The following is a 20,731-nucleotide window of genomic DNA, read 5'->3' on the forward strand; positions in this document are numbered from 1 at the left end:
TTCTTCATGGAGGCCCTTGCTCCACTTCGGTCATGGCTCTCGATGAGTCCCGGTTGATCCGAAGGCATTCGGCAGCGGCTCAGCGAGCATTTCGAGGATGATCGCCTCTCCGGGCGCGAGGAGCGGGAGCTGCAGCCCCACATCGGCGATCACCGCGCCGGGGAGCAGCAGGGCGCCGTGCTCCAGCCAAGGCGGGGGCGCCTCGTCGAGTCCACGCGGCACCGGCAGCTCGAGCACGGGCGCGATCCGGTAGCGGCGTCCGGGATCGAGACCTGGGACGCGGAGTGCCGTGGCGAGGGCGCGGTTCCCGGTGGCGTGCCGGGCGATGCGCATGACCGCGTGGCTCTGGTCGTCGCTGACGACGGCGGTGGCGGTGGTTCCGTCGTCGCCGGTGTCGGGATGGCTGAGCGTGCCAGTGTGGAGGAGGCCGCGCAGGCGGCGGTAGCAGGTGATCGCGCGGCGCAGCCGGTCCAGTTCGTCCGGCGTGCAGGCGGTGATGTCCCATTCGATGCCCGCGGAGCCGAAGAGCGAGGTCGCGATCCGGAAGTCCAGGCTCGCCGCCCGATGGGTGGTGTGGGCGGTCGGCGGGCCGATGTGCGAGCCGATGAGTTCGAGGGGCAGCAGCAGCTCCGTCCACCGCTGGATCGCCAAGCGCTCCAGCGGGTCGTTGGTGTCGGATGCCCACACCCGATCGGTGCGGTCGAGGATGCCGAGGTCGACGCGGGCGCCACCGGAGGCGCAGGATTCGATCTCGAGCGTCGGGTGCAGAGCGCGGAGCCGGTCGAGGAGCCGATAGACGGCTTCAGTGTGCCGGTGGACGTTCGCTCGTCCATCATGGACGGCCTCGATGAGGTCGCGGTTCTGGTCCCACTTGATGTAGTCGAGCTCGTATTCGCCGACGAGCGCCGAGATCGAGCCGAGGAGGTGGTCGAACGCCTCGGGGCGGGTCAGGTCGAGCGCGTACTGCCCGCGCCACGCTCGCGTCGACGGAGGCTGGAGCAGCCACTCGGGGTGCTCGCGCGCGAGGTCGGAGTCGGGGTTGACCATCTCGGGCTCGAACCATAGGCCGAACTGCATGCCGAGGGAGCGGACCGTCCGCGCGATGGGGTGCAGGCCCTGCGGCCAGACCGCGGGGTCGACGGTCCAGTCGCCGAGCCCGGCGCGGTCGTCGCGCCTGCCGAGGAACCAGCCGTCGTCGAGCACGAACCGCTCGACGCCGATGCCGGCGGCCCTGCGCGCCAGTGTCTCCAGGCGGTCGAGGTCGTGCTTGAAGTAGACGGCCTCCCAAGTGTTCAGCACGACCGGGCGGGGCTCGCGAGGGTGCGAGGGCCGGGCCCGCAGCGAGCGGTGGAACCGCTCACCGAGGCCGTCGAGTCCCCGGTCGCTCCAGACGAACACGGCGTCGGGGGTGCGGAAGGACTCGCCTGGCGCGAGCTCGATCTCCCCGGGCCGCATGAGCGGGCCCGCGCCGAGGACGGTCCGCGCTTCGGGGAGGGCGTCGTGGCGGTAGACGGCGTCGCCGCTCCAGGCGAGGTGCACCGCCCACAGTTCGCCTGCGGCGGCGTCGAAGCCGGGGGTGCCCAGGATGAGGGCGAACGGGGCGTCGTGGCCGGTGCGGCCGCGCCGGGTCTCGCGCACGCGGCTGCCTTGCGCGAGCGGGCCGCGCTGAGGGACGCGTTCGCGGGTCCAGCGGCCGGTGAAATCGAGGACCTCGGCGGCCCGGTCGTCCACGGGCATCACGGCTTCGAGCGCCGCGAGCGACAAGCACTGATCGCTCGTGTTGACGAGTTCATGCGCGATGCGGAGGACTCCGGCGTCGTCCAGGTGAAGTTCGCTGCGGAGGAGGAGGCCGGGGGCTTCGGCTCGGAGGTGCAGCGTCCCAGTGTCGACGTCGGTTTCGAATCCCGAGTCGGCGACGGTCCACCGGGGGTATTGGGCCTGGCCTGCGCGGTGCGCGGCGAGGCCGGGGCGTCCCTCCCAACCGTCCTGCTCGCCCGGCACCAGGGTGAGGGGCCAGGGGGCGTCGAGCGCGCTGGGCGAAACCGGGCGAGTGCGGGCCCGACGCAGCTGCTCGAAGTCCCCGTAGCTGAGGTCCCCGAGGTCCCGACCCCAGTGCAGCACTTCGGGGAGCCCCTGCTCGGGCAGGTGCACGACCACGGAGACGCCCCCGGCCCAGAGCATCCGCGTCTTCCCGCCGTCGTCGAGGCCGTCGGGGACGCCGACAGCGGCCTCGCTCGGCGCCGGGTCGGTCTGCCTGAAGTGAGGGGCTTCGGCAACGGCTCGCGGTTCGGTCATGCGGACTCCTCGATGGACGGGTTCGGGGCCGTCCAAGTATCGACAAGTCGCATGGCTTTGTCAACAGAGAGTACTAACTCTGGTTCGTGCCCCAGGAAGTCCCGGATCGCGAGCACGGCCCCGGCCCGGGCCCACTCGTCGAACTCGAACGGCTGGATGTCGATGGTGATCGGCGCGCTGTCGGGGTGGCGGCCGGCCTCGACCGCGGCGTCGAGTTCGTTCCGTGCGAACTCGGTCACCGCGATGCCGTCGCCGGTGACGATGATCTTCTGGGGGTCCACGGTGTTCGCCAGCGTCGCCACCAGAACGCCGAGCGCGTGCCCGGCGTCGCGGAACGCCTGCCTGGCGGCGGGGTCGCCGCTTCGCGCGAGGTCCACGACGCTCGCGTAGTCCAGGCCCGGGGTGCGCAGGGCGCCGACGATCGCCGCGTTCGAGAGGTACGAGGCCAGGCAGCCGCGGTGGCCGCGTTCGCACCGCGGCCCGCTCGGGTCGACCGGCAGGTGCTCGAGACTGCCGGCCCTGCCGTTGGCGCCGGTCACGACCTTCCCGTCCACGACGATGCCGACCCCGATCCCGGTACCGACCGTGATGAGCACCATGGACTCGTACCCCACGCCGACGCCGAACCAGTGCTCGGCCACCGTCAGGGCGCGGACGTCGTTCTCGGCGGCGGCGCGCACGCCCAGGCGCTCGCTCACGAGGTCGGCCAGCGGCACTTCGCGCCAGCCGAGGAACGGCGATTCCAGCACGATCTGGCGCCCGCCCGCGGAGGCCACGTCCCCGGCGAGACCGATCCCCGCCGCGGCGATGCCGGGGTACTCGCCCGAGAGGCGCTCGTAGGCGCCGCCGATCTGCGCGACGACGTTCTCGACCTTCCGCGACGCCAGGGGCTCGTCGAACTCGGCGAGGGCCTGCGCTTTGAGGTCGGTGACGACGGCGAAGAGCCTGTCGCTGGTCAGCTTGACACCGAGGAACCGCCTGCCCTCGGGGCGTATGTGGAGAACCTCGCTGGGCCGGCCGGTCGCCCCGCGCAGCTCGATCGCACCACTGGTGACCAGGCCCTGCTCGATCAGCGCGCGCATGACCACCGTGAGACTCGTCCGCGAGATGCCGATCGTCCGCGCTATCTCCGCGCGCGACTTCGGACCGTGGATCAGCAGCTCGCGAAGGGCGCTGCGCTCCAGTCCGCTGAGCGGACCCCCAGGCGGGCGGCCCTCGGCCCGCGGTGGCGACGTCGTCTGCATGTGGCGTTCTCCTCGGTTTGTACTCAGCCAACGTTATCGGGGCGCTCATTCACCGATGTGTGCCCTTATATGTCTAGTTCATAACCATTTTCCCACCCGACGTGCCGCCAATACTTGGTACGTCTAGTTGACAAACTAGACGACATCTGCGTACCGTACATCGCACCAGGTCAGGGATGCGCATCCCTCGATACACCCTCGACCTGGGCTCCCCTTAGTCCCTCTACGACAACGAGGTCAGCTCCATGGCTACTCCCTCCGAAAGCGCGCCCTTCAAGCGCCGCTCCCTGTTCAAGGTCGCCGGGCTCGGGGCCGCGGGGGCCGCGGGCCTTCCGCTCGCCGCCTGCGCCGGCATCGAATCCGACGGCGGCTCCACCCAGGAGAGCGAAGGCTTCGACTTCCTGCCCGACCACGAGGAATGGCCGCTGCCGGTCCAGCCCGACCTGGTCGGTGAGCCGCCGCACCACCCGTCAGCGTTCACCTCCTACCCCGACCCGGCCCAGGCCGTCACCGACCTGCCCTCCGGCACGGGCACCTACGAGATCACCGTGCCGTGCTGGGGCGCCGCCCCCGCGCAGGACGACCCGTACTTCGCGACGCTCGCCGACTCCTGGGGCGGCACCGTGCTCAAGCTCCGCCAGGGCGACGGCATGACCTACGGCGACACCGCCGTGCAGTGGATCAAGGCCGACGAGTACGGCGACGGCATCGCGCTGTTCAACTGGATGACCGGCTCCTTCGGCAACTTCCGCGAGACCGTCGTCAACAGCTTCTACGACCTCTCCGAGATCGTGGAGGGCGACATCGCCGACCGCTGGCCGCTGCTCGCGGCGATCCCGTCCGCCGCCTGGGGCCAGGCCGTGTTCTCCAAGGACCCCGATGACCCCGAGACCGCGGGCATCTACGGCATCCCCATGAACTACAGCGGCGGTCAGGGCAACGGCATCCTCGCCCGCACCGACCTCCTGGAGGCCGAGGGCCTGGCCATGCCGACCACGGTCGAAGAGCTCCTCGAGGTCTGCCGCGCCTGGTCCGACGACGCGAACGGCCGCTGGGCCTTCGCCGGGCTCGACTGGTTCCTCGGCCAGTGGTTCGGCCTCGGCGGCATCGACGGCTGGAACTGGGACCCCGAGCAGAAGAAGATGATCAACAACATCGAGCTGCCCGAGTTCACCGAACTCATGGAGTTCCGCCGCACGCTGTGGGACGAGAAGCTCATCCACCCGGACGCCCCGACCGGGACCCTCGACGCCGCCGCGATGCAGATGGCCGGGCAGGTCATGTTCACCCAGGACAACCTCGTCCGGTGGAACGACTACAACCTGCTGGTGAAGAAGGGCGAGGCCGAGGGCGCGGTCGCCCCGCTCCCGCCGCTGGCCGCGAAGGGCCGCACGCCCATCGTGCCGGTGTCCGCCGGGATCGGCGGCTGGACCTTCCTCAACAAGGGCCTCTCCAAAGAGCAGGTCGAGGAGATCCTGGACGTCGCGAACTGGACCGCGGCGCCGTACGGCACCACGGAGTGGGAGCTGCTCAACTACGGCGTCGAAGGCACGCACTTCGAGATGGACGCCGACGGCAACCCCGCCTACACCGCGGTCGGCAGCGAGGTCGTCCAGAACCCGGTGAACCTCAAGGCGTTCGCCTGCCAGGTCGACACGTTCCTCACCGGCGACCCCGACATGGTCGCCGCGCGCTTCGAGTACAACGCCTCGATCAAGGAGTACTTCGTGGAGCCCCCCTTCCAGGGCATCCGCATCGAGGCCCCCGCCGAGGCGAAGGCCGCCGGCACGACCCTCTGGGACCAGCAGCAGGACGTCGCCTACGGGCGCGCCGAGCTCTCCTCGATCCCCGAGATGGTCGAGACGTACATGAAGAACGGGGGCGAGGTCGCCCGCGAGTACTACACCGAGGCGTACAAGAACGTCTACGGCGACGAGTAGCGCCCTGGTGGGGGGGGGGGGGGGCGGGGGGGCCCCCCCCCCCGCCCGTACCCGGAACTACACGACTGGAATCTCAAGCGATGGCAACACTCCAGAGCACGGCACCACCGGACACGGACGACGCCCCCCGCCCGCCCGTGGTCAGACGCAAGCGCACGGTGGTCCAGCGCCTCCGCCACGACTGGCCCCTCCTGCTGCTCGCCCTCCCGGTGGTCGCGCACCTGATGGTGTTCCACTACTGGCCCTCGGCCTGGAACATCATCGCGTTCATGGACTACAGCCCCTACCGGCCGTTCTGGGAGAACCCGTTCGTGGGCTTCGCGTGGTTCGCGCGGGTGTTCAACGACCCGTACTTCGCTCCGGCACTGCTGAACACGCTCAAGTTCTCCGTGCTCAACCTGCTGTTCATGTTCCCGCTGTCGATCGTCCTGGCCCTGGCGATGAACTCCATCATCTCCCTCAAGGTCCGCTCGACGTTCCAGTCGGTGGTCTACCTGCCCCACTTCTTCTCGTGGGTGCTGGTCGTCACCGTGTTCGTCCAGGTCCTCGGCGCCGACGGCCTGGTCTCCAACTGGATCATGGGCTCAGGCGGCGAACGGCTGAACTTCACCTCCAACCCCGACACGTTCCTGCTCCTGGTCTGGATGCAGTGGGCGTGGAAGGACGCCGGCTGGGGCATGATCATCTTCCTGGCCGCCCTCGCCTCGATCAACCCGAGCCTGTACGAGGCCGCGGCCTCCGACGGCGCGGGCCGGTGGCGGCGCATGTGGCACATCACCCTCCCCGGCATCCGGCCGGTCATCATTCTGCTGCTGATCCTCCAGATCGGCGGGATCCTCACCGTCGGCTTCGAGCAGTACCAGCTCCAACGCCAGGCCGTGGGCTACCAGGCCACCGAAGTGCTCGACACCTACGTGTACTACCAGTCGATCATCGGCAACCAGGGCGAGTCCTTCGGCACCGCCGCGGGATTGTTCAAGGGCGTCATCGGCCTGATCCTCATCTTGGTGTCCAACAACATCGCGCACCGCCTCGGAGAGCAAGGGATCTACCAGAAGTCATGACCGCCATCGACATCAAACCCCGCCGTCGCACCAAGAACCGGCCCGTCTGGGACGAAGAGCCCTCGCTCGCCGGCAAAGCCGTCAAGACCCTGTTCATGGTCTGCTACGCCGCCGCGATCGTCCTGCCGATCTGGGCGGTGGTCGCCACCAGCTTCGCCAGCGAGGAAGCCCTCAACCGCGCCGGCGGGTCCCTGCTGATCCTGCCCACCGACGTCTCGGTCCAGGCCTACCGCGAGATCTTCTCCGGCGGCGCGCTCACCGACTCCCTGCTGCTGACCCTGACCCTCACCGCCGTCGGCACCGCCATCAGCATGGCCCTGACCATCTGCGGCGCCTACGCGCTCTCGCGGACCGGATCGCTGCTGCACCGCCCGATCCTGTGGCTGATCCTGCTCACGTTCCTGTTCGGACCCGGCATGTACCCGTCGTTCCTGGTCGTGCAGAACCTCGGCCTGTTCAACTCCTACTGGTCGCTGATCCTGCCCGGGGCCGTGGGCACCTTCAACATCATCATCCTCAGGGCGTTCTTCATGAACTCGATCCCCGGCGAGCTGATCGACGCGGCCAAGATCGACGGCGCCGGCGAATTCCGCACCCTGTTCCGGATCGTGCTGCCGATGTCGAAGGCGATCCTGGCCGTGATCGCCCTGTTCTACGCCGTCGGCTACTGGAACATGTACTTCCAGGCCGTGCTCTACACCCCGGGCCTGGAGACCCAGCCGATCCAAGTCGTGCTGCAGCGCATGCTCATGTCCACCCAGGGTCTCCCTGAAGGCGCCCAGGCCGCCGCCCAGTACCAGGCCAGGGGCGAAGCCGCACCCACCGCCGCACTCAAGATGGCCGTTGTCGTCTGCACCATCGTCCCCATCGTGATCATGTACCCCTTCATCCAGAAACACTTCACGAAAGCCGTCATCACCGGCGCCATCAAAGGTTGAGCCCGCGGTCTGTGAGGGTCCGCAAGGGGAGGGCGTCCGGATCTTGCCGGGCCCGGACGCCCATGTCCCCGCTCCCCCGCGCCCGCCCCGCACTGCTGCGATGACCGATGCCGGGCAACGCAATCGAACGCTTCCGTCGGACCGCCTCCGCGGTCCGGGCGATGACCCTTCCTCTCACAACCAACGCAAAGGAGAACATCATGCGACGACGCACGTTCACCGCAACCGCATCAGTCGGTGCCGCTGCCGCAGCCGCGGCGGTCGCGGTCGGCACCCTGCCCGCCTGGGCCGGCGACAACGACCGCGACAAGAAGAAGAGCGACGTCTACACCTGGAAGAACGCCGCGATCAACGGCGGCGGCTTCGTGCCCGGTATCGTCTTCAACGAGACCGAGCCGAACCTCATCTACGCCCGCACCGACATCGGCGGCTGCTACCGCTGGCAGGAGGACACGCGGACCTGGAAGCCGCTCCTCGACTGGGTGGGCCGCGACAAGTGGGGCTACACCGGCGTGATCTCCGTGGCCACCGACCCGGTCGAGCCCGACCGCGTCTACGCCGCGGTCGGCACGTACACGATCGACTGGGACCCGAACAACGGCGCGGTCCTCTACTCCGACGACCGGGGCGAGACCTGGGGCGTCGCCGAGCTGCCGTTCAAGCAGGGCGGCAACATGCCCGGCCGCGGCATGGGCGAGCGGCTGGTCGTCAACCCGGCAGACAACGCCGAGTTGTACCTGGGCACCCCCAGCGGCAACGGTCTATGGCGCTCCACCGACTACGGCCGTACCTGGGCGGCGGTCGAGTCCTTCCCCAACCCGGGCGACTTCGTCGTCGACCCCGCCAACCCCTACACCGCCGACAACCAGGGCGTGATCTGGATCGAGTTCGACCAGATCGGCGGCAATATCTATGTGGGCGTGGCCGACCCGGACGACCCGCTGTACGTGTCCGAGGACGCCGGCGCGACCTGGAAGCCCGTCCCCGGTGCGGCCGAGGCGCTCGGCGACGCCGACGGCAACCGCACCATTCCGAAGCAGGCTGCCGTGGACAACACGAACGGCTACCTGTACGTCATCACCAGCTGGGACGCGGGCCCCTTCACCGGCGCGCCCGCCTCGGGCGACGGCGGCAAGATCCAGCGGCTTTCGACCCAGACCGGTGAATGGACCGACGTCACCCCCGGGTACAACCCGAGGGGCGTCATGCCCGGCTTCGGCGGTGTCACCGTGGACCGTCAGAACCCCGGCACTCTCATGGCCTCCACGTGCAACAACTGGTACCCCGACGAGATCCTGTTCCGCTCCACCGACTCCGGGCAGACCTGGTCGATCAGTTGGGACTACGCCGAGGGCCAGGACCGCCACGACCGGTTCTCCATGGACAGCACGGGCTCCCCGTGGCTGAACTGGAACGGCGAGGACCAGGGGCCGCAATACGCGGTCAAGCACGGGTGGATGATCGAGGGCTTCGCGATCGACCCGCACGACTCCGACCGGATCATGTGGGGCACCGGTGCCACCATCTGGGGCACTGAGGAACTGACGAAGTGGGACTCCCAGGGCGAGCTCATCGGCGAGAACGAGGCGGGCGAGCGCGTCGCACTGCCGGTCGAGCAGTTCACGGTCGGCGTGCGGGTCGAAGGCCTGGAGGAGTGCGCGGTCCTCGACCTCGCGGCGCTCGGCGGGACGCTCGTCTCGGCCGTCGGCGACGTCGGCGGCTTCGTCCACACCGACCTCGACCGGGCCGAACCGATGATCGATACCGACTGGTCCACCGGCACCAGCGTCGACTTCGCCCAGTCGAACCCGGACATCGTCGTCGGCACCGGCAATGTGCACGGTGAGGAGAAAGGCCACGTCGGCGTCTCCACCGACCGCGGGAAGACCTGGCGGAACGCCGCGCGCGTCGAGGGCGTCCCGGGCAACGGCCACGGCGGCACCGTCGCGATCACCGCGGACGGTTCCACGATCCTGTGGTCCCCCAGCGGTACCGAGGTCACCCCGGTGTACAGCACCGACCTGGGTGAGACCTGGAATCCGGTCCAGGGGCTTCCGGCCGGTGCGAAGATCCGGTCCGACCGCGTCAAGGCCTCGGTCCTGTACTCGTTCTCGGGCGGCACGTTCTTCCGGAGCACCGACGGGGGCAAGACCTTCACCGACACGGGAGCGACCGGCCTGCCCGCCGCGGCCGTCGAGGACTTCCGGGCCGTCCCCGGCCGCAAGAACCACGTCTGGCTCGCCGGGCGCGGCGACGAGAAGGAGGGCATCGGGGGCGGCATGTGGCGCTCAAAGGACGGCGGGGCGACCTGGAAGCGCATCGCCGCGTTCGAGACGGCGGAGTCCGTCGGCTTCGGGAAGGCCGCCAAGCGATCCGGTTACCCGGCCGTCTACACCTCGGCGGTGATCGACGGCAAGGCGGCGATCTACCGCTCCATCGACTGCGGCACCCGTTGGCACCGCATCAATGACGACGAGCACCAGTGGGCCTGGTCGGGGTCCGCCATCACGGGCGACCCGCAGATCTACGGCCGCGTCTACCTCACCACCAACGGCCGCGGCATCATCTACGGCGACATCGCCGACTGAGGGAGGGAAGCCGCCCCGGTTCCCACGGGGCGGCTTCCTCGTCGCGCTCGGCCTGGACACGGCCGACGACACACGGACGCAGACCGGCGATCGCAGCGGCGGAGCCGATGGGCGGTGGAGGCTCGGTCGGCCGCCACCGGTCCGGGGCGGCGCTCGTCATCGGTGCTGGCGGCGGTAGGCGGCGGGCGGTACGCCGCATTCGGTCTTGAAGGCGGCGTAGAACCGGCTGACCGAGCTGAAGCCCGAATCGGCGGCGACGGCCGCGATCGGGAGGTCGGTGGTGACGAGCAGGCGCCGCCCCTCGGCCAGACGGCACCGGGTGAGGTAGTCGATGATCGTGGTGCGCACGATCTTGCCGAAGTGCGCCATGGCGTAGCCGGGATGCAAGCGCGCCGCGGCGGCGACATCAGCGACCGTCAGCGGTTCCCGGAAGTGCTCGGCGATGTGCCGGGCCATCGTGACCACATGGCGCAGAGCGGGATCCCCTACCGAGTACCGGCGCGCCGGGGCCTGCGGCGCGTCCAGCGCGAGGCGCCGGACCCGCGCTTCGACCTCGAGCAGCAGGATGCGGCGGCGCTCAGGTCGCCCGCTGGCCAGGTCGGCCGCCCATTGGGTGAAGTTCGCCGGGTCCGAATCCATTGCGGCCGAAGGCGGAGCGATGAGCGGCATCCCCGAGAGCAGGCGGCCCACCAGTGCGGTCGGCAGGCCCCAGCCGAGGAACGTCGCGAACGGCACGTGCACCCAGTGCGCGCGCGTCGCGGCGTTGGCGACGAGCTGGTGGGGCACGGCCGCCCAGAACGCCGCCACCGATCCCGGACCGATCTCGACCGGCTCGCCGCCGAACAGGTAGAGCATCGTGCCGCCCTCGGCCACGAAGTTGATCTCCAGGTCGTCGTGCTGGTGGGCGGTGTCCATGAGAACCGGGCGCCCGGCCCACCCCACCAGCTCAGGCGGGGCGAGCTCGATCTGAGAATCCAAGAAAGACTCGTTCCAATCAGTGAAGACTTCTCTGATCCGAACCTATACGGTGATGCCGCAGCGGTCGGCACCGGTCACGACCGATCATCCTCGATCACCAAGGAGCTCCTGTGTTCTCCATCGGCTTCGTCGGCGCGGGCCAGTTCGCCGGCGCGTTCGCGAAACTGTTCAACGCCCACCCCGGGGTCTCCCGCGTCACCGTCACCGACCTCCTGCCCGAGCGCTCCGCCGCGCTCGTCGGCGAACTCGGCCTGGCGGGCGTGGAGGACGACTTCGACGCGATGCTCGCTTCCGATGTGGACGCCGTCGCGATCTTCACCCAGCGCTGGACCCACGGGCCGCTCGTGGAACGGGCGCTGCGCGCGGGCAAGCACGTCTACTCGGCCGTGCCGATGGCGTTCACCGCGGAGGAGATCGGCGCGATCATCGAGGCCGTCAAGGAAACGGGCCTCACCTACATGATGGGCGAGACCAGCTTCTACCACCCCGCCACCGTACTCGCCCGGCAGAAGGCCGCCGAAGGATCGTTCGGCCGCCTCTTCTACGCCGAGGGCGACTACGTGCACGACATGGACCACGGCTTCTACGCCGCCTACCAGTACAGCGGCGGCGCCGACTGGAAGCGGACCGCCAGCTTCCCGCCCATGAAGTACCCGACCCACGCCATCGGCGGCGTGCTCGGCGCCTGGAACACCCACGCCGTCAGCGTCAGCGCCATCGGCGTGCCCGACCAGCGCGGCGACGGCGTCTTCGACAAGTCCGTGAGCATGTTCGGCAACGACTTCTCCAACGCCACGGCGCTGTTCGAGACCGCCGACGGCGGGAGCATGCGCACCAACGAGTTCCGCCGGGTCGGCCTCGCCCACTGGATCCCCGAGTCCCGCTTCACCTTCTACGGCACCGAGGGCATCCTCGAGCAGGGCTCGCGCGCGACGTTCTGGCACGAGCGGTCCGGCCCCCTCGACGACCTCACCGAGCTGGTGCGGCCCGGCCATGCGACCGGCGCCGACGACCCCGTGCTCGCCAACGTCGACCCGGCGCTGCACGACTCCTTCATCTCCGGGCACGCGCCCGTGCACGACACCTCCGGGCTCCCGGTCGAGTTCAAGGGCCTCGGCAACGGCCACATGGGCAGCCACCAGCTGCTCGTGCACGACTTCGTGACCGCCGTGAACGAGCAGCGGCTGCCGAGCGTGAACGCCTGGGTCGCCGCCCGATACACACTGCCCGGCATCGTGGCCCACGAGTCCGCGCTGCGCGGCGGCGAACGACTCCGCATCGACGACTTCGGCGACGCTCCGCAGCGGCAGTAGCGATCGGCCCTGGCGCGCCCGTGCGCCAGGGCCGGGTCGCCTCCGGCCGCGGAGATCAGCGGCGCGGCGGCGCCGTGGACTCCCGGACCACCAGTTGGGGCTTGACCACCGAGGACTGCAGGTCGCCTTCGCCTTGGAGGCGTCGCGACAGCAGGTTGAACGCCCGAGCGCCGAGGTCCTCGAAATCCTGCTCGACGGTCGTCAGGGAAGGGCGCCAGAGCGAGACGAGGGGATGGCCGTCGAAACCGGCGACGGAGACATCACCTGGGACGTCGATGCCGCGGTCAGCCAAGGCCCGCATGACGCCGAGGGCGATCTCGTCGTTGCCGCAGAACACGGCGGTCACGTCGTCGCGCCCGGCGATCCGCTCGCCCCAGCGGTAACCGGCGAGGGCGTCCCACTCGGAGCTCATCACCGTCGGGACTTCGACACCGGCGTCCTGAAGAGCGGCGCGCCAGCCCTCGGTGCGGCCCGAGGTCTTTCCCGCAGTGGGGCCCGCGATGTGGTGAACGGTGCGATGTCCTTGCCGGAGCAGGTATTCCGTCACCTGGCGGCCGCCCGCGGTCTCATCGATCAACGCCGCCAGAGTGCCGTCCGCGCGCTCCGATCCGCCTCCAGCGGCGACGACCGGCAGGGATTCTGGCAGCGCCCGCGAGGCTTTGATACCGGCGCGACGGAACTCCAACACGATCGCCCCGCCGATGGGCTGCGACAGGGCGAGGTCGACCGCACGCATCACCGACTCGTCCTCATCGGAGGCGACGATGGTGATCGATACCGACATGCCCGCCTGCTGGGCCGCGGTCTCGACCCCGCGCAGCGTGCCCGCGTAACCGTAGGTCGACGTCGTGGCCTCCGCGATGATCGAGATGAGGTTCGGCTGGCTCAACCGCAGTGAGCGGGCGGCGCTGTTCGGCCGGTAACCGAGCTCCTTCACCGCCACGAGGACCCGCTGGGCCAGCTCCGGGGCGACGTTCTTGGTCCCGTTGAGCACGCGGGAGACGGTGGGCACCGAGACGCCGGCCGCCTTCGCGACGTCGGCGAGGACGGGGGCGCGGTACGACTTCGAGGAGGTCATGCGTTCGAGGATACGAGACGACCAGTTCGAACAGCGTTCGACCATCACGATCGTGATTATCGTTATCTCGATTGCCTGAACGAGATTCGATCGGCTTCCAACTCCTGACGAACTGCCATACTCTCACCTTGAACTGCGAATATGACCACGTGCAATGCGACCTCCTCCTCCGTTGCCGACCCTCGCGAGAAGTAGCCATTGATGGATATCAATTGCGTTGATAACCTTCTCTCGAAGGTGGGCAACGGAGGTCGACCCTTCCGGCACCTCGCGCCTCGCCCTCAACGGCACCGACAAGGGGCTGAGCGACGAGACGTGAAGCGCTCCAACGCCTCAGACTCGGATCAGGCGCCAGCGCTGCGTCACCTCGTGATTGTCCGCCCACTGGATGACGACGTCGCCGTCGGCTTCCTTGTTGCCGTTGTCGAGCACCATGCCGGAGCGTTCGCAGGTGAGCTTGACCGCGCCGCCGCCCACATCGGTGATCTTCCACCGCTGAGTGGATCCGCCGTTGTCGGTCCACTGCTTGACCTGGGCGCCCTCGTTCGTGACGTTCCCGTTGTCGAGGGCCTTGCCCGAGTGCTCGCAGACGAGCTTGTAGTGGCCGCTTCCGACATCGGTGATGCGCCAGCGCTGCTGCGCGCCGCCGTTCTCGCCCCACTGGATGACAGGGCGCCCGTCGACTGTGGAGCGGGCGTTCTCGAGGAGCTTTCCCGAGCGTTCGCACATCAGGAAGTAGGTGGCGCCGGAGACGACGGCCGGGGTGGACCGCAGGTGCGCGAGCGTGCCCCAGCCGAGGGCGTCGAACCCACCGGAGTTGCCGCCGTAGTCGCCGCCGCCGCCTTCGGGGCGCGCGAGGGCGGCCATGCGCGCGACGTTGGGCATGCGCATGCCCTTCCTGGCGCTGTAGTGGTTGTAGACCAGCTCCCAGACGGGTCGGATCTGCCCGCGAGAGCCTTCGGAGACGACGGTGTGCTCGATACCGTCGCAGTTGCGGTAGGTCGTGAACGGCACGTTGTAGCCGAGGTTGTAGCGCGCGACGTACTCGGCGGCCTTCGCGAAGGCGTTGTCGCGGGCGGAGTACAGGTCGATGCCCTGGCTCCAGGCCATCTCCATGAAGGCGCCCATGAGTCCGATGCCCATGATGGAGTGCGCCTGGTCGCGGCCGGACTCCTGCCATTGGGCGAGTCCGAGATCGTCGTAGACGAACGGGATCGCGTTGTCGATCGACCCGGCGCCCGCGCCGTTGTGGAAGTAGTCCACCGCTTCGTCGATCAATGCCCGGTCGTCGCGCAGGATCCCGATCGCCATGATCGAGGCCATGTTGCAGAGGTCCCAGTTGGCCCAGTAGTGGGTATCGCAGGTGCCGTTGTGCCGTACCAGGAAATCGCTGTTGAGCTCGTAGAAGACGGTCATCATCATCCGCTGGAACCGGCCCAGGTCGAAGCCGGGTGCGCCGCGGATCAGCTCGGCGGCGTTGGCGAACTGGTAGCCGTAGATGCCTGAGGCGAGACGCGAGTCCGAAGGGGGCCAGTAGATGGACTTCAGCGTCTGCGACCACGCGTTGCAGATCCGCACCGCCGCGTCGCGGTGCGCCGTGTCGCCGCTGATGTGCCAGCGCAGGGCGTTCTGGTAGGCGGCGTGCGCGTCGTTGTAGAGCAGCCAGTAGTTCTGCGGTTTGTCGGTGCTGCCGCGGACGATCTCCTCGACCGGCCGGGGCGTCCAGGTGCTCTGCGAGTGGGCGTTGGCGACGAGTTTGTCCCAGCCCGCCTTCCAGGGCTGGGCGCCGGCGTCGACCTTGGCGGCCATGCGGTCGAGGTCGGCCTGCGTGTGGAGCGCGCCGGGGTGTGCGAACGCTTGGGCGCCTATCGGATCGGACTGCTGGGCCTGCGCGATCGCGAGGCCGCCGGCGCCCGCGGCGGCCAGGGCGCCTGCGGTGACCGCGCCCTTCAGCAGGTTGCGCCGGTTGAAGCCGGTGCGCGGCAGTGAACGGTCGGTCTGGTCGTCGGACATGGTGCTCCTTCGGCTTTCTGGCGAGGGGTGGACGGGGTATGCGACCCGCGTCGGATAGCGCTCTCCTTCATCTCCAAGATAAGGTTATCATTTATATATGTCAATATAGAGAGCTACAAGTTCTCATCGATGTCGAACATCATCACCGTATGAGACCGCGTGAACAAGAAATCCATGAGTATCTCGGAGCGTCGGTCTGGCCCTGACAAGCCTGATCAGGCCGCCTCGATTTGAAATCGTTATCCCCCTTCATGAAGCCGAACGGCCCGTCCGCTGGCGCTCCCCTCACCCGCTCCGTCGACCCGAACCTCCTCCTGCGACAGGACTCGGGCCGTCCGCGAAGACGACGCCCCGCCGCGACCGAGGAACGGTCGCGGCGGGGCGCATGGCCGGGGTGGCCAGTGGTTATGCGAAGTCCCCGAAGAACTGGACTTCGCCGAGGTTGCCGTGCCAGCGGTTCGGGTTGTAGATCCTGAAGTAGCGGTAGTACGCGTCGTCGGCGACGGCCCGCCCTTGCCAGACGCCGGCGGCGGTGCCCGTCAGCGGCTCGGTCAGGGTGGTCCAGGTCTGGCCGTCATTGGAGCCTTGGACGACGGTGCCGTCGGACCGGGACGTGCAGCACAGACGCGGCAGGAAGAACACCTCGTCGAGGCGTACGGACGCATTCGCGCCGAAATCCACTGTGTAGTACGAACCGACGCCGGTGTTCAAGTCCCCTGCCGTGTTCTCGTCGCCGTCGAAGAGCAGGTAGCCGATCTCGTCGGCGGGGAGCCCGTTGCCGGGCCACTGCTTGTCGGAGGCGAGGACGGTGGCGAGGTTCGCGACGTCGATCCACTGATCGCGGTTGCCGCCGACGAACAACTTGGAACCGTCGGTGGTGCCGTGAAGGAGGGGCCCGGCTTCACCGTCGACCGTGTAGTCGGCGGTGAAGGTGACCGGTCCGGCCTCGACGCCTTCGAGCGGCACCGACGCGGTCCAGTTGACGCCGTCCGCTGAAGCCGCCTCCGCGGTCACGCCCATGACGTTCACCGAGACGGCGTCGACCGGTTGCTTCGTGATGACCGTGGCGGTCACGGTGTCGCCGATGGCGACCTTGCCCGCCACCGCGTCCTCGGAGGCGATGGAGGCGGACCTGATCTGGTTGCCGATCTCGTGGCGCTCGCCGTAGATGTGGAACTCGGTCATTTCGAACACGCCGCGGATGATCCCGTAGAGGACGTCCGGGAGCTGTTCGATCATCTGGACCTTGACATACCGGAACTGGTCGTCCCGGAGCTCCGGTGCCACTTCGAGGGTGTTGAAGTCCTGGGTGAACCGCGTGACCCCCGGCGTGAGCCGGGTCCAGTCGACGCCGTCGTTCGAGCCGTACACCGCCGAGTTGGCGAGCCGGTCGGCGAAGATGTTGCTCTGGAATCCGAACTCCCTAGCCGACACCCGGAAGTCGGGGCCGAAGTCGAAGACGTGCGACTTGTCGACGGCTTGCGGGTAGACGGTGCCGGTCTGGTTGTCCCCGTCCACGAGGAGCGGCGTGCGCTCCGCCGCGGTGGAGGCGTGGAGGACCTCCGAGTAGTCGAGACTGCCGTCCACGTCGGCCTTCGGCGAGATCAGGCGCAGGCCTTCGACCGCGGCGACCATGCCCGCCAAGGCGGTCGCGAAGGCCGCGTCCGTGCCGTCCTCGAGTTGCGCCTCGGCCGCTGCGCGAGCGGCGGCGAAGGCGTCCTCGGTCGCCGATTCGTACCCGTCCTCGGGCTCGTACTCCTCTTCGGCCAGCGCCAGCGCGACTTGGCGGTCGGCGGCGGCGTCGAGCGTGATCGTTCGCGCGGCGACGCTGGTGCCGTCGTCAGCGGCGACGGTGATCGTGCCCGAGTCATCGCCGGTCCACGTCAGCATGCCGGTCTCCGGGTCGAGTTCGGCGCCGTCGGGGAGGTCGGCGGCACTGTAGGTGATGTCGTCGGGGCCGACGGCCGCGAGGTCGAGCGTGAGGTCGGCGCCGGACCAGCCGACGATCCGGTCGGCCGCGTCCTCGGGGAAGAGCGGCCCGTCGAGTTCGGCCCCGGCGTTGGTGTTGATGTGGTCGATGTCGACCGTCGCACCCTCGGTCTCGATGAACAGGATGTTGTCCATGCCTCTGGTGACCGTGACGTAGCGCCATTCGCCGCCGGTGTCCGGCACGGTCACGGTGGTGTCGCGGCGGACGGTGTCGTCGTGGCTGACGCCGCCCAGGTGGATCACGGCCGCGGCTTCGGTGCGGACGAGGAAGCCCTGCTGCGGCTTGTTGTTCGCGCCGCTGAGGTAGGCGATCTTCGATCCGCCTGCCATGCTCACGAATCCGTCGCCGTCCTGGACGTCACCGGCGAGGTGCGTGTACCGCTGCTCGACTTCGAGGAGGTCGGGGTCGGCGTTCGGCACCCGGGCGGTTTCGCCCGCAGCCTCGGCGGGCGCGAACATCCACGAGTCGCCGCCGCCGTCGCGGCCGTCCCACCCGATCTGGACGGGGGTGGGGCGTTTGGTGTAGGCCTCGGCGAAGAACGGGGCCATCGCCTCGACGTCCGCACCGCGCTGATACTTGTAGTAGTAGTAGATCTCCCAGAAGCTCGCGGTCGCGTACCGGCCGCGGTAGCCGTCGGCGATGTGGTCGTAGGTGTCGCGGATCGTGCCGTCGGGTGAGATCGCGTATCCCACGGGCGTCCACTCGGGGTCGCGGCCGGACATGAACTGCCAGAAGTAGTCGGCGGCCTTGATGATGCGGTCGTCCAGGAACTCGTAGGGCCCCACGGCGTCCTCGGCGGTCGAGACCGTGCCGTCGACCGGGTGCACCTTCGTGCCCTGCGCCATCATCATGCGCGACAGGGCCGCGAAGTTGGTGAGGTTGCCGCCGCCGTGGGCCTGGTCTCGGCCCATCTCGACGAGTTGCACGTGGGGGTCGTCGATGGGCTCACCGGTCTTGTCGTTCTTGTCGACCCAGCGGGCGAGACGGGCGATGGAGCCGTTGAAGCCCTCGTCCTCGGCGGTCTCGTTGACGGTGAACCACTCGACCTTCTCCTCGTACAGCGCGGCGTCGTCCATGAAGATCGATCCGGCCATGGAGCCCAGGAGCGGGTAGTTGTGCTGGTTCATGAAGTGGTCCGGGGAGGACATGAACGTCGCGATGGCGGGCCTGATGAGGTTCTCGCTGAAGGCCCGGGCGTCGCCGTCGGTCAGCACGAGGGCCGGGTCCTCGCCGCAGCCGGTGTACCGCAGCAGTTCGGCGGCGGCGGCCATGCGGAAGAGCGGCATGCCGTTGTGGATGTGCGAGTCGGTGTAGTACTCGAACTTGGCGGGATCCATCTGCCCCCAGTTGCGGATGATGGCCAGGGCGTTCTTGCGGTGGACCTCCTTCCCGGTGAGCACGTGCATGACCGCCTGTGTGTAGGACTTCAGGCCGTCCGCCTCGAACATCCCTCTGGTGCCCGCGTTGAACGCGGTCGTGCGCGGCTTGGTCGGGTCGGAGCCGGCGTTGGACGGTTTCACGTTCTCACCGGCGGCGCCGGACTGCTGCAGCGCCTCGAACCCGGAGGCCCACGGTTCGGCTCCGGCCGCGAGCTGGGTGCGCACGTTCTCCAGGATCGGCTCGGTGAGCCCGATGCCGGGATGGCTGAATCCGGCTTCGCTTGTCGTGGAGTGGATCTGCACGTCGCAGGTCCCGGTGTCCTGCCCGGCCGCGGGTTCGGCGGCCGGGACGAGTTGGAAGAGTCCGATGGACAGCAGCATCGCCGCCAAGAACGCGCCGGCCCGCCCGGGGAGGGCGGCGCGGTCGCGAAGGGCGGCCGTGGAGGGATGCATTTGAGGTACCTGCTCCGTTCGAGAGACCGTTTTCTATCGAGGGATAACGATATCTCATTGCAGTGTCACTGGCAAGGTTCATGCGCGCGATCGCAAACTGCTGGTTGAGCAGCAACTCGACGAGGTTTGCTTCTGGCGGAAAGGTGTCAGGTCGACTGAGGCGGGACTTCAACTGGCGTGATGGGCGACTTTCTAGATATCGTTATCTATGGTCTGCCGGACCTCCCGGTCTGCGATCCCGGGACCGGCACGCCGGCTGCCCTCGGGAAACGCTGCTGGGCCGGAGCGGTCCACTCCGGCCCAGCAGCGATTGGATCTTCTAGGTCCACAGCGAGTAGTTGTTGCAGGTGAAGTTGCGGCCTCCGGCGGACGAGGTGATCTCGAAGCCGAACGCGATCTCGTCGATGCGGACCCGCGGCATGCGGCCGTTGGCCACCAGCCACTGGGCGTGCGCGGTGATGTCGACCCAGGTGTTGGTGGTGTGGTTGCGGGCCAGGAAGCTGTAGACCGCGTTGTAGCCGTTGGTGCCCTGGTAGAGGGCCCAGTTCTGGCTGCCGAGGTGGACGTCGGTGACGTAGGACCCGATCGGGCCGACGGCGCCGTGCCATTGGGTCCAGATCATGATCTCGTGGTCGTGGTCGTTGCCCCACACGTCGTAGGTGGTGCAGTAGGCGAGGTTCGAGCCGGTGGGCACGGTGACGTTGGTGTTGGCGGAGACGTTGCCCATGTTCCACACGTCGCGTCCGAGCTGGTAGCTGACGTGCGGGTAGGACTTGACGCCGCCGGTGTTGGGGTGGTCGGCCCAGACGCCCCAGTTGGAGTAGGAGTTCGCCCAGATGGACTGGGCGCCGGCGCCACTGCCCCAGACGTGGTTGTTGACCGTGTAGGCGCCGTCCGTCCACTTCCCCCAATCGTCTTCGGTATACCAGGCGGCGGCGTGTGCGGGGGACTGGAGGGTGCCGACGGCGCCCGCGGTGGCCAGCGGTGCGGCCAGTGCGGCGGCGAGGAGCGATCTGCGTTGCATGTGGGACACGCCTTTCTCGAGGAACTCGGCTTCGGTCGCTGACATCCATACATCCAGGAATGTCGATAGGTTGATGTAACCACATTACAAAGTCGATGTCCATATCTCTCATCTCGCGCCGAACCGCCCGAGGATGGCCGAGTGCGCTCGCGACAGGTAAACGACCAGGAAAGAGCGTTCCTCCCTTGACTCCGGTCTCCAATTTCCCCTGACGCGAAGCCGAAGGCGACCTTGGCGACGTTCGGACACCCACGGGCAGAAGTCCAGCGGCGTCTCGGCCCCAACTCGGCCGGAACGTCCAGCGACTACCAGTTACTTAATCCTGTTAGTTGACAAACTCGATGGTTGTTGCGTACTGTGCTCCGCAGTAGTTCAGAGATCTGCATCCCTCGATGCACTGCCCCCGAGTCCCCACAGCGCAACGAAGCAGACCT

General features: G+C 68.4%; 12 protein-coding genes. 5 read left to right on the plus strand and 7 right to left on the minus strand.

Annotation, left to right across the window (positions count from 1 at the left end; translation table 11 throughout):
• Positions 1-30: 30 nt before the first annotated feature.
• Positions 31-2,181, minus strand: a complete 2,151-nt coding sequence (locus tag JHY01_RS01375; protein ID WP_374199472.1) for an alpha-galactosidase — start codon at positions 2,179-2,181, stop codon at positions 31-33.
• A 110-nt stretch (positions 2,182-2,291) separates the two neighbouring features.
• A complete protein-coding gene (locus tag JHY01_RS01380) occupies positions 2,292-3,539 on the minus strand; it encodes an ROK family transcriptional regulator (RefSeq protein ID WP_205323796.1) in 1,248 nt (415 codons plus the stop codon).
• A gap of 245 nt (positions 3,540-3,784) precedes the next feature.
• On the opposite strand from JHY01_RS01380, the gene JHY01_RS01385 reads away from it, so the two are divergent.
• From JHY01_RS01385 to JHY01_RS01400, 4 genes are all read left to right on the plus strand, one after another.
• Positions 3,785-5,479, plus strand: coding sequence for an extracellular solute-binding protein (locus tag JHY01_RS01385; protein ID WP_205323797.1), 1,695 nt, complete (start codon positions 3,785-3,787; stop codon positions 5,477-5,479).
• An 80-nt stretch (positions 5,480-5,559) separates the two neighbouring features.
• Complete coding sequence (locus tag JHY01_RS01390; RefSeq protein WP_205323798.1) at positions 5,560-6,543, plus strand: sugar ABC transporter permease; 984 nt, start codon at positions 5,560-5,562, stop codon at positions 6,541-6,543.
• Positions 6,540-7,481, plus strand: a complete 942-nt coding sequence (locus JHY01_RS01395) for a carbohydrate ABC transporter permease (RefSeq protein WP_205323799.1) — start codon at positions 6,540-6,542, stop codon at positions 7,479-7,481. Before JHY01_RS01390 ends, JHY01_RS01395 begins: the two co-directional genes overlap by 4 nt.
• Positions 7,482-7,681: 200 nt before the next feature.
• The gene (locus tag JHY01_RS01400; RefSeq protein WP_205323800.1) at positions 7,682-10,069 is read left to right on the plus strand and encodes a sialidase family protein; all 2,388 of its coding nucleotides are present in this window, start codon (positions 7,682-7,684) and stop codon (positions 10,067-10,069) included.
• Between the two features lie 156 nt (positions 10,070-10,225).
• Here the strand turns inward: JHY01_RS01400 and JHY01_RS01405 are convergent, their stop codons facing one another.
• A complete protein-coding gene (locus tag JHY01_RS01405) occupies positions 10,226-11,047 on the minus strand; it encodes a helix-turn-helix domain-containing protein (protein WP_205323801.1) in 822 nt (273 codons plus the stop codon).
• Between the two features lie 110 nt (positions 11,048-11,157).
• Here JHY01_RS01405 and JHY01_RS01410 point away from each other — a divergent pair, with 110 nt between their 5' ends.
• Positions 11,158-12,360: a Gfo/Idh/MocA family protein gene (locus tag JHY01_RS01410; protein WP_205323802.1), complete on the plus strand. Its 1,203-nt coding sequence runs from the start codon at positions 11,158-11,160 to the stop codon at positions 12,358-12,360.
• A gap of 55 nt (positions 12,361-12,415) precedes the next feature.
• Here JHY01_RS01410 and JHY01_RS01415 read toward each other — a convergent pair whose 3' ends face one another.
• From JHY01_RS01415 to JHY01_RS01430, 4 genes are all read right to left on the minus strand, one after another.
• Positions 12,416-13,438, minus strand: a complete 1,023-nt coding sequence (locus JHY01_RS01415; protein ID WP_205323803.1) for a LacI family DNA-binding transcriptional regulator — start codon at positions 13,436-13,438, stop codon at positions 12,416-12,418.
• 333 nt (positions 13,439-13,771) lie between these two features.
• Positions 13,772-15,451 (minus strand): RICIN domain-containing protein, encoded by a 1,680-nt coding sequence (locus JHY01_RS01420; RefSeq protein ID WP_205323804.1) that lies wholly within the window; start codon positions 15,449-15,451, stop codon positions 13,772-13,774.
• A gap of 405 nt (positions 15,452-15,856) precedes the next feature.
• On the minus strand, positions 15,857-19,273 hold the full coding sequence (locus JHY01_RS01425; RefSeq protein ID WP_205323805.1) for a discoidin domain-containing protein: 3,417 nt from the start codon (positions 19,271-19,273) through the stop codon (positions 15,857-15,859).
• 319 nt (positions 19,274-19,592) lie between these two features.
• Positions 19,593-20,297: a hypothetical protein gene (locus tag JHY01_RS01430; RefSeq protein WP_205323806.1), complete on the minus strand. Its 705-nt coding sequence runs from the start codon at positions 20,295-20,297 to the stop codon at positions 19,593-19,595.
• Positions 20,298-20,731 lie beyond the last annotated feature (434 nt).

It is taken from the genome of Glycomyces sp. YM15 (assembly GCF_016918015.1).
Lineage (GTDB): Bacteria > Actinomycetota > Actinomycetes > Mycobacteriales > Micromonosporaceae > Glycomyces.

What these genes read in the sequence shown, in the direction of transcription:
- JHY01_RS01375 (WP_374199472.1), bottom strand. Translation starts at nt 2,181, where the DNA reads ATGCTCTGGGCCGGGGGCGTCTCCGTGGTCGTGCACCTGCCCGAGCAG.
- JHY01_RS01380 (WP_205323796.1), bottom strand. Translation starts at nt 3,539, where the DNA reads ATGCAGACGACGTCGCCACCGCGGGCCGAGGGCCGCCCGCCTGGGGGT.
- JHY01_RS01385 (WP_205323797.1), top strand. Translation starts at nt 3,785, where the DNA reads ATGGCTACTCCCTCCGAAAGCGCGCCCTTCAAGCGCCGCTCCCTGTTC.
- JHY01_RS01390 (WP_205323798.1), top strand. Translation starts at nt 5,560, where the DNA reads ATGGCAACACTCCAGAGCACGGCACCACCGGACACGGACGACGCCCCC.
- JHY01_RS01395 (WP_205323799.1), top strand. Translation starts at nt 6,540, where the DNA reads ATGACCGCCATCGACATCAAACCCCGCCGTCGCACCAAGAACCGGCCC.
- JHY01_RS01400 (WP_205323800.1), top strand. Translation starts at nt 7,682, where the DNA reads ATGCGACGACGCACGTTCACCGCAACCGCATCAGTCGGTGCCGCTGCC.
- JHY01_RS01415 (WP_205323803.1), bottom strand. Translation starts at nt 13,438, where the DNA reads ATGACCTCCTCGAAGTCGTACCGCGCCCCCGTCCTCGCCGACGTCGCG.
- JHY01_RS01420 (WP_205323804.1), bottom strand. Translation starts at nt 15,451, where the DNA reads ATGTCCGACGACCAGACCGACCGTTCACTGCCGCGCACCGGCTTCAAC.
- JHY01_RS01425 (WP_205323805.1), bottom strand. Translation starts at nt 19,273, where the DNA reads ATGCATCCCTCCACGGCCGCCCTTCGCGACCGCGCCGCCCTCCCCGGG.
- JHY01_RS01430 (WP_205323806.1), bottom strand. Translation starts at nt 20,297, where the DNA reads ATGCAACGCAGATCGCTCCTCGCCGCCGCACTGGCCGCACCGCTGGCC.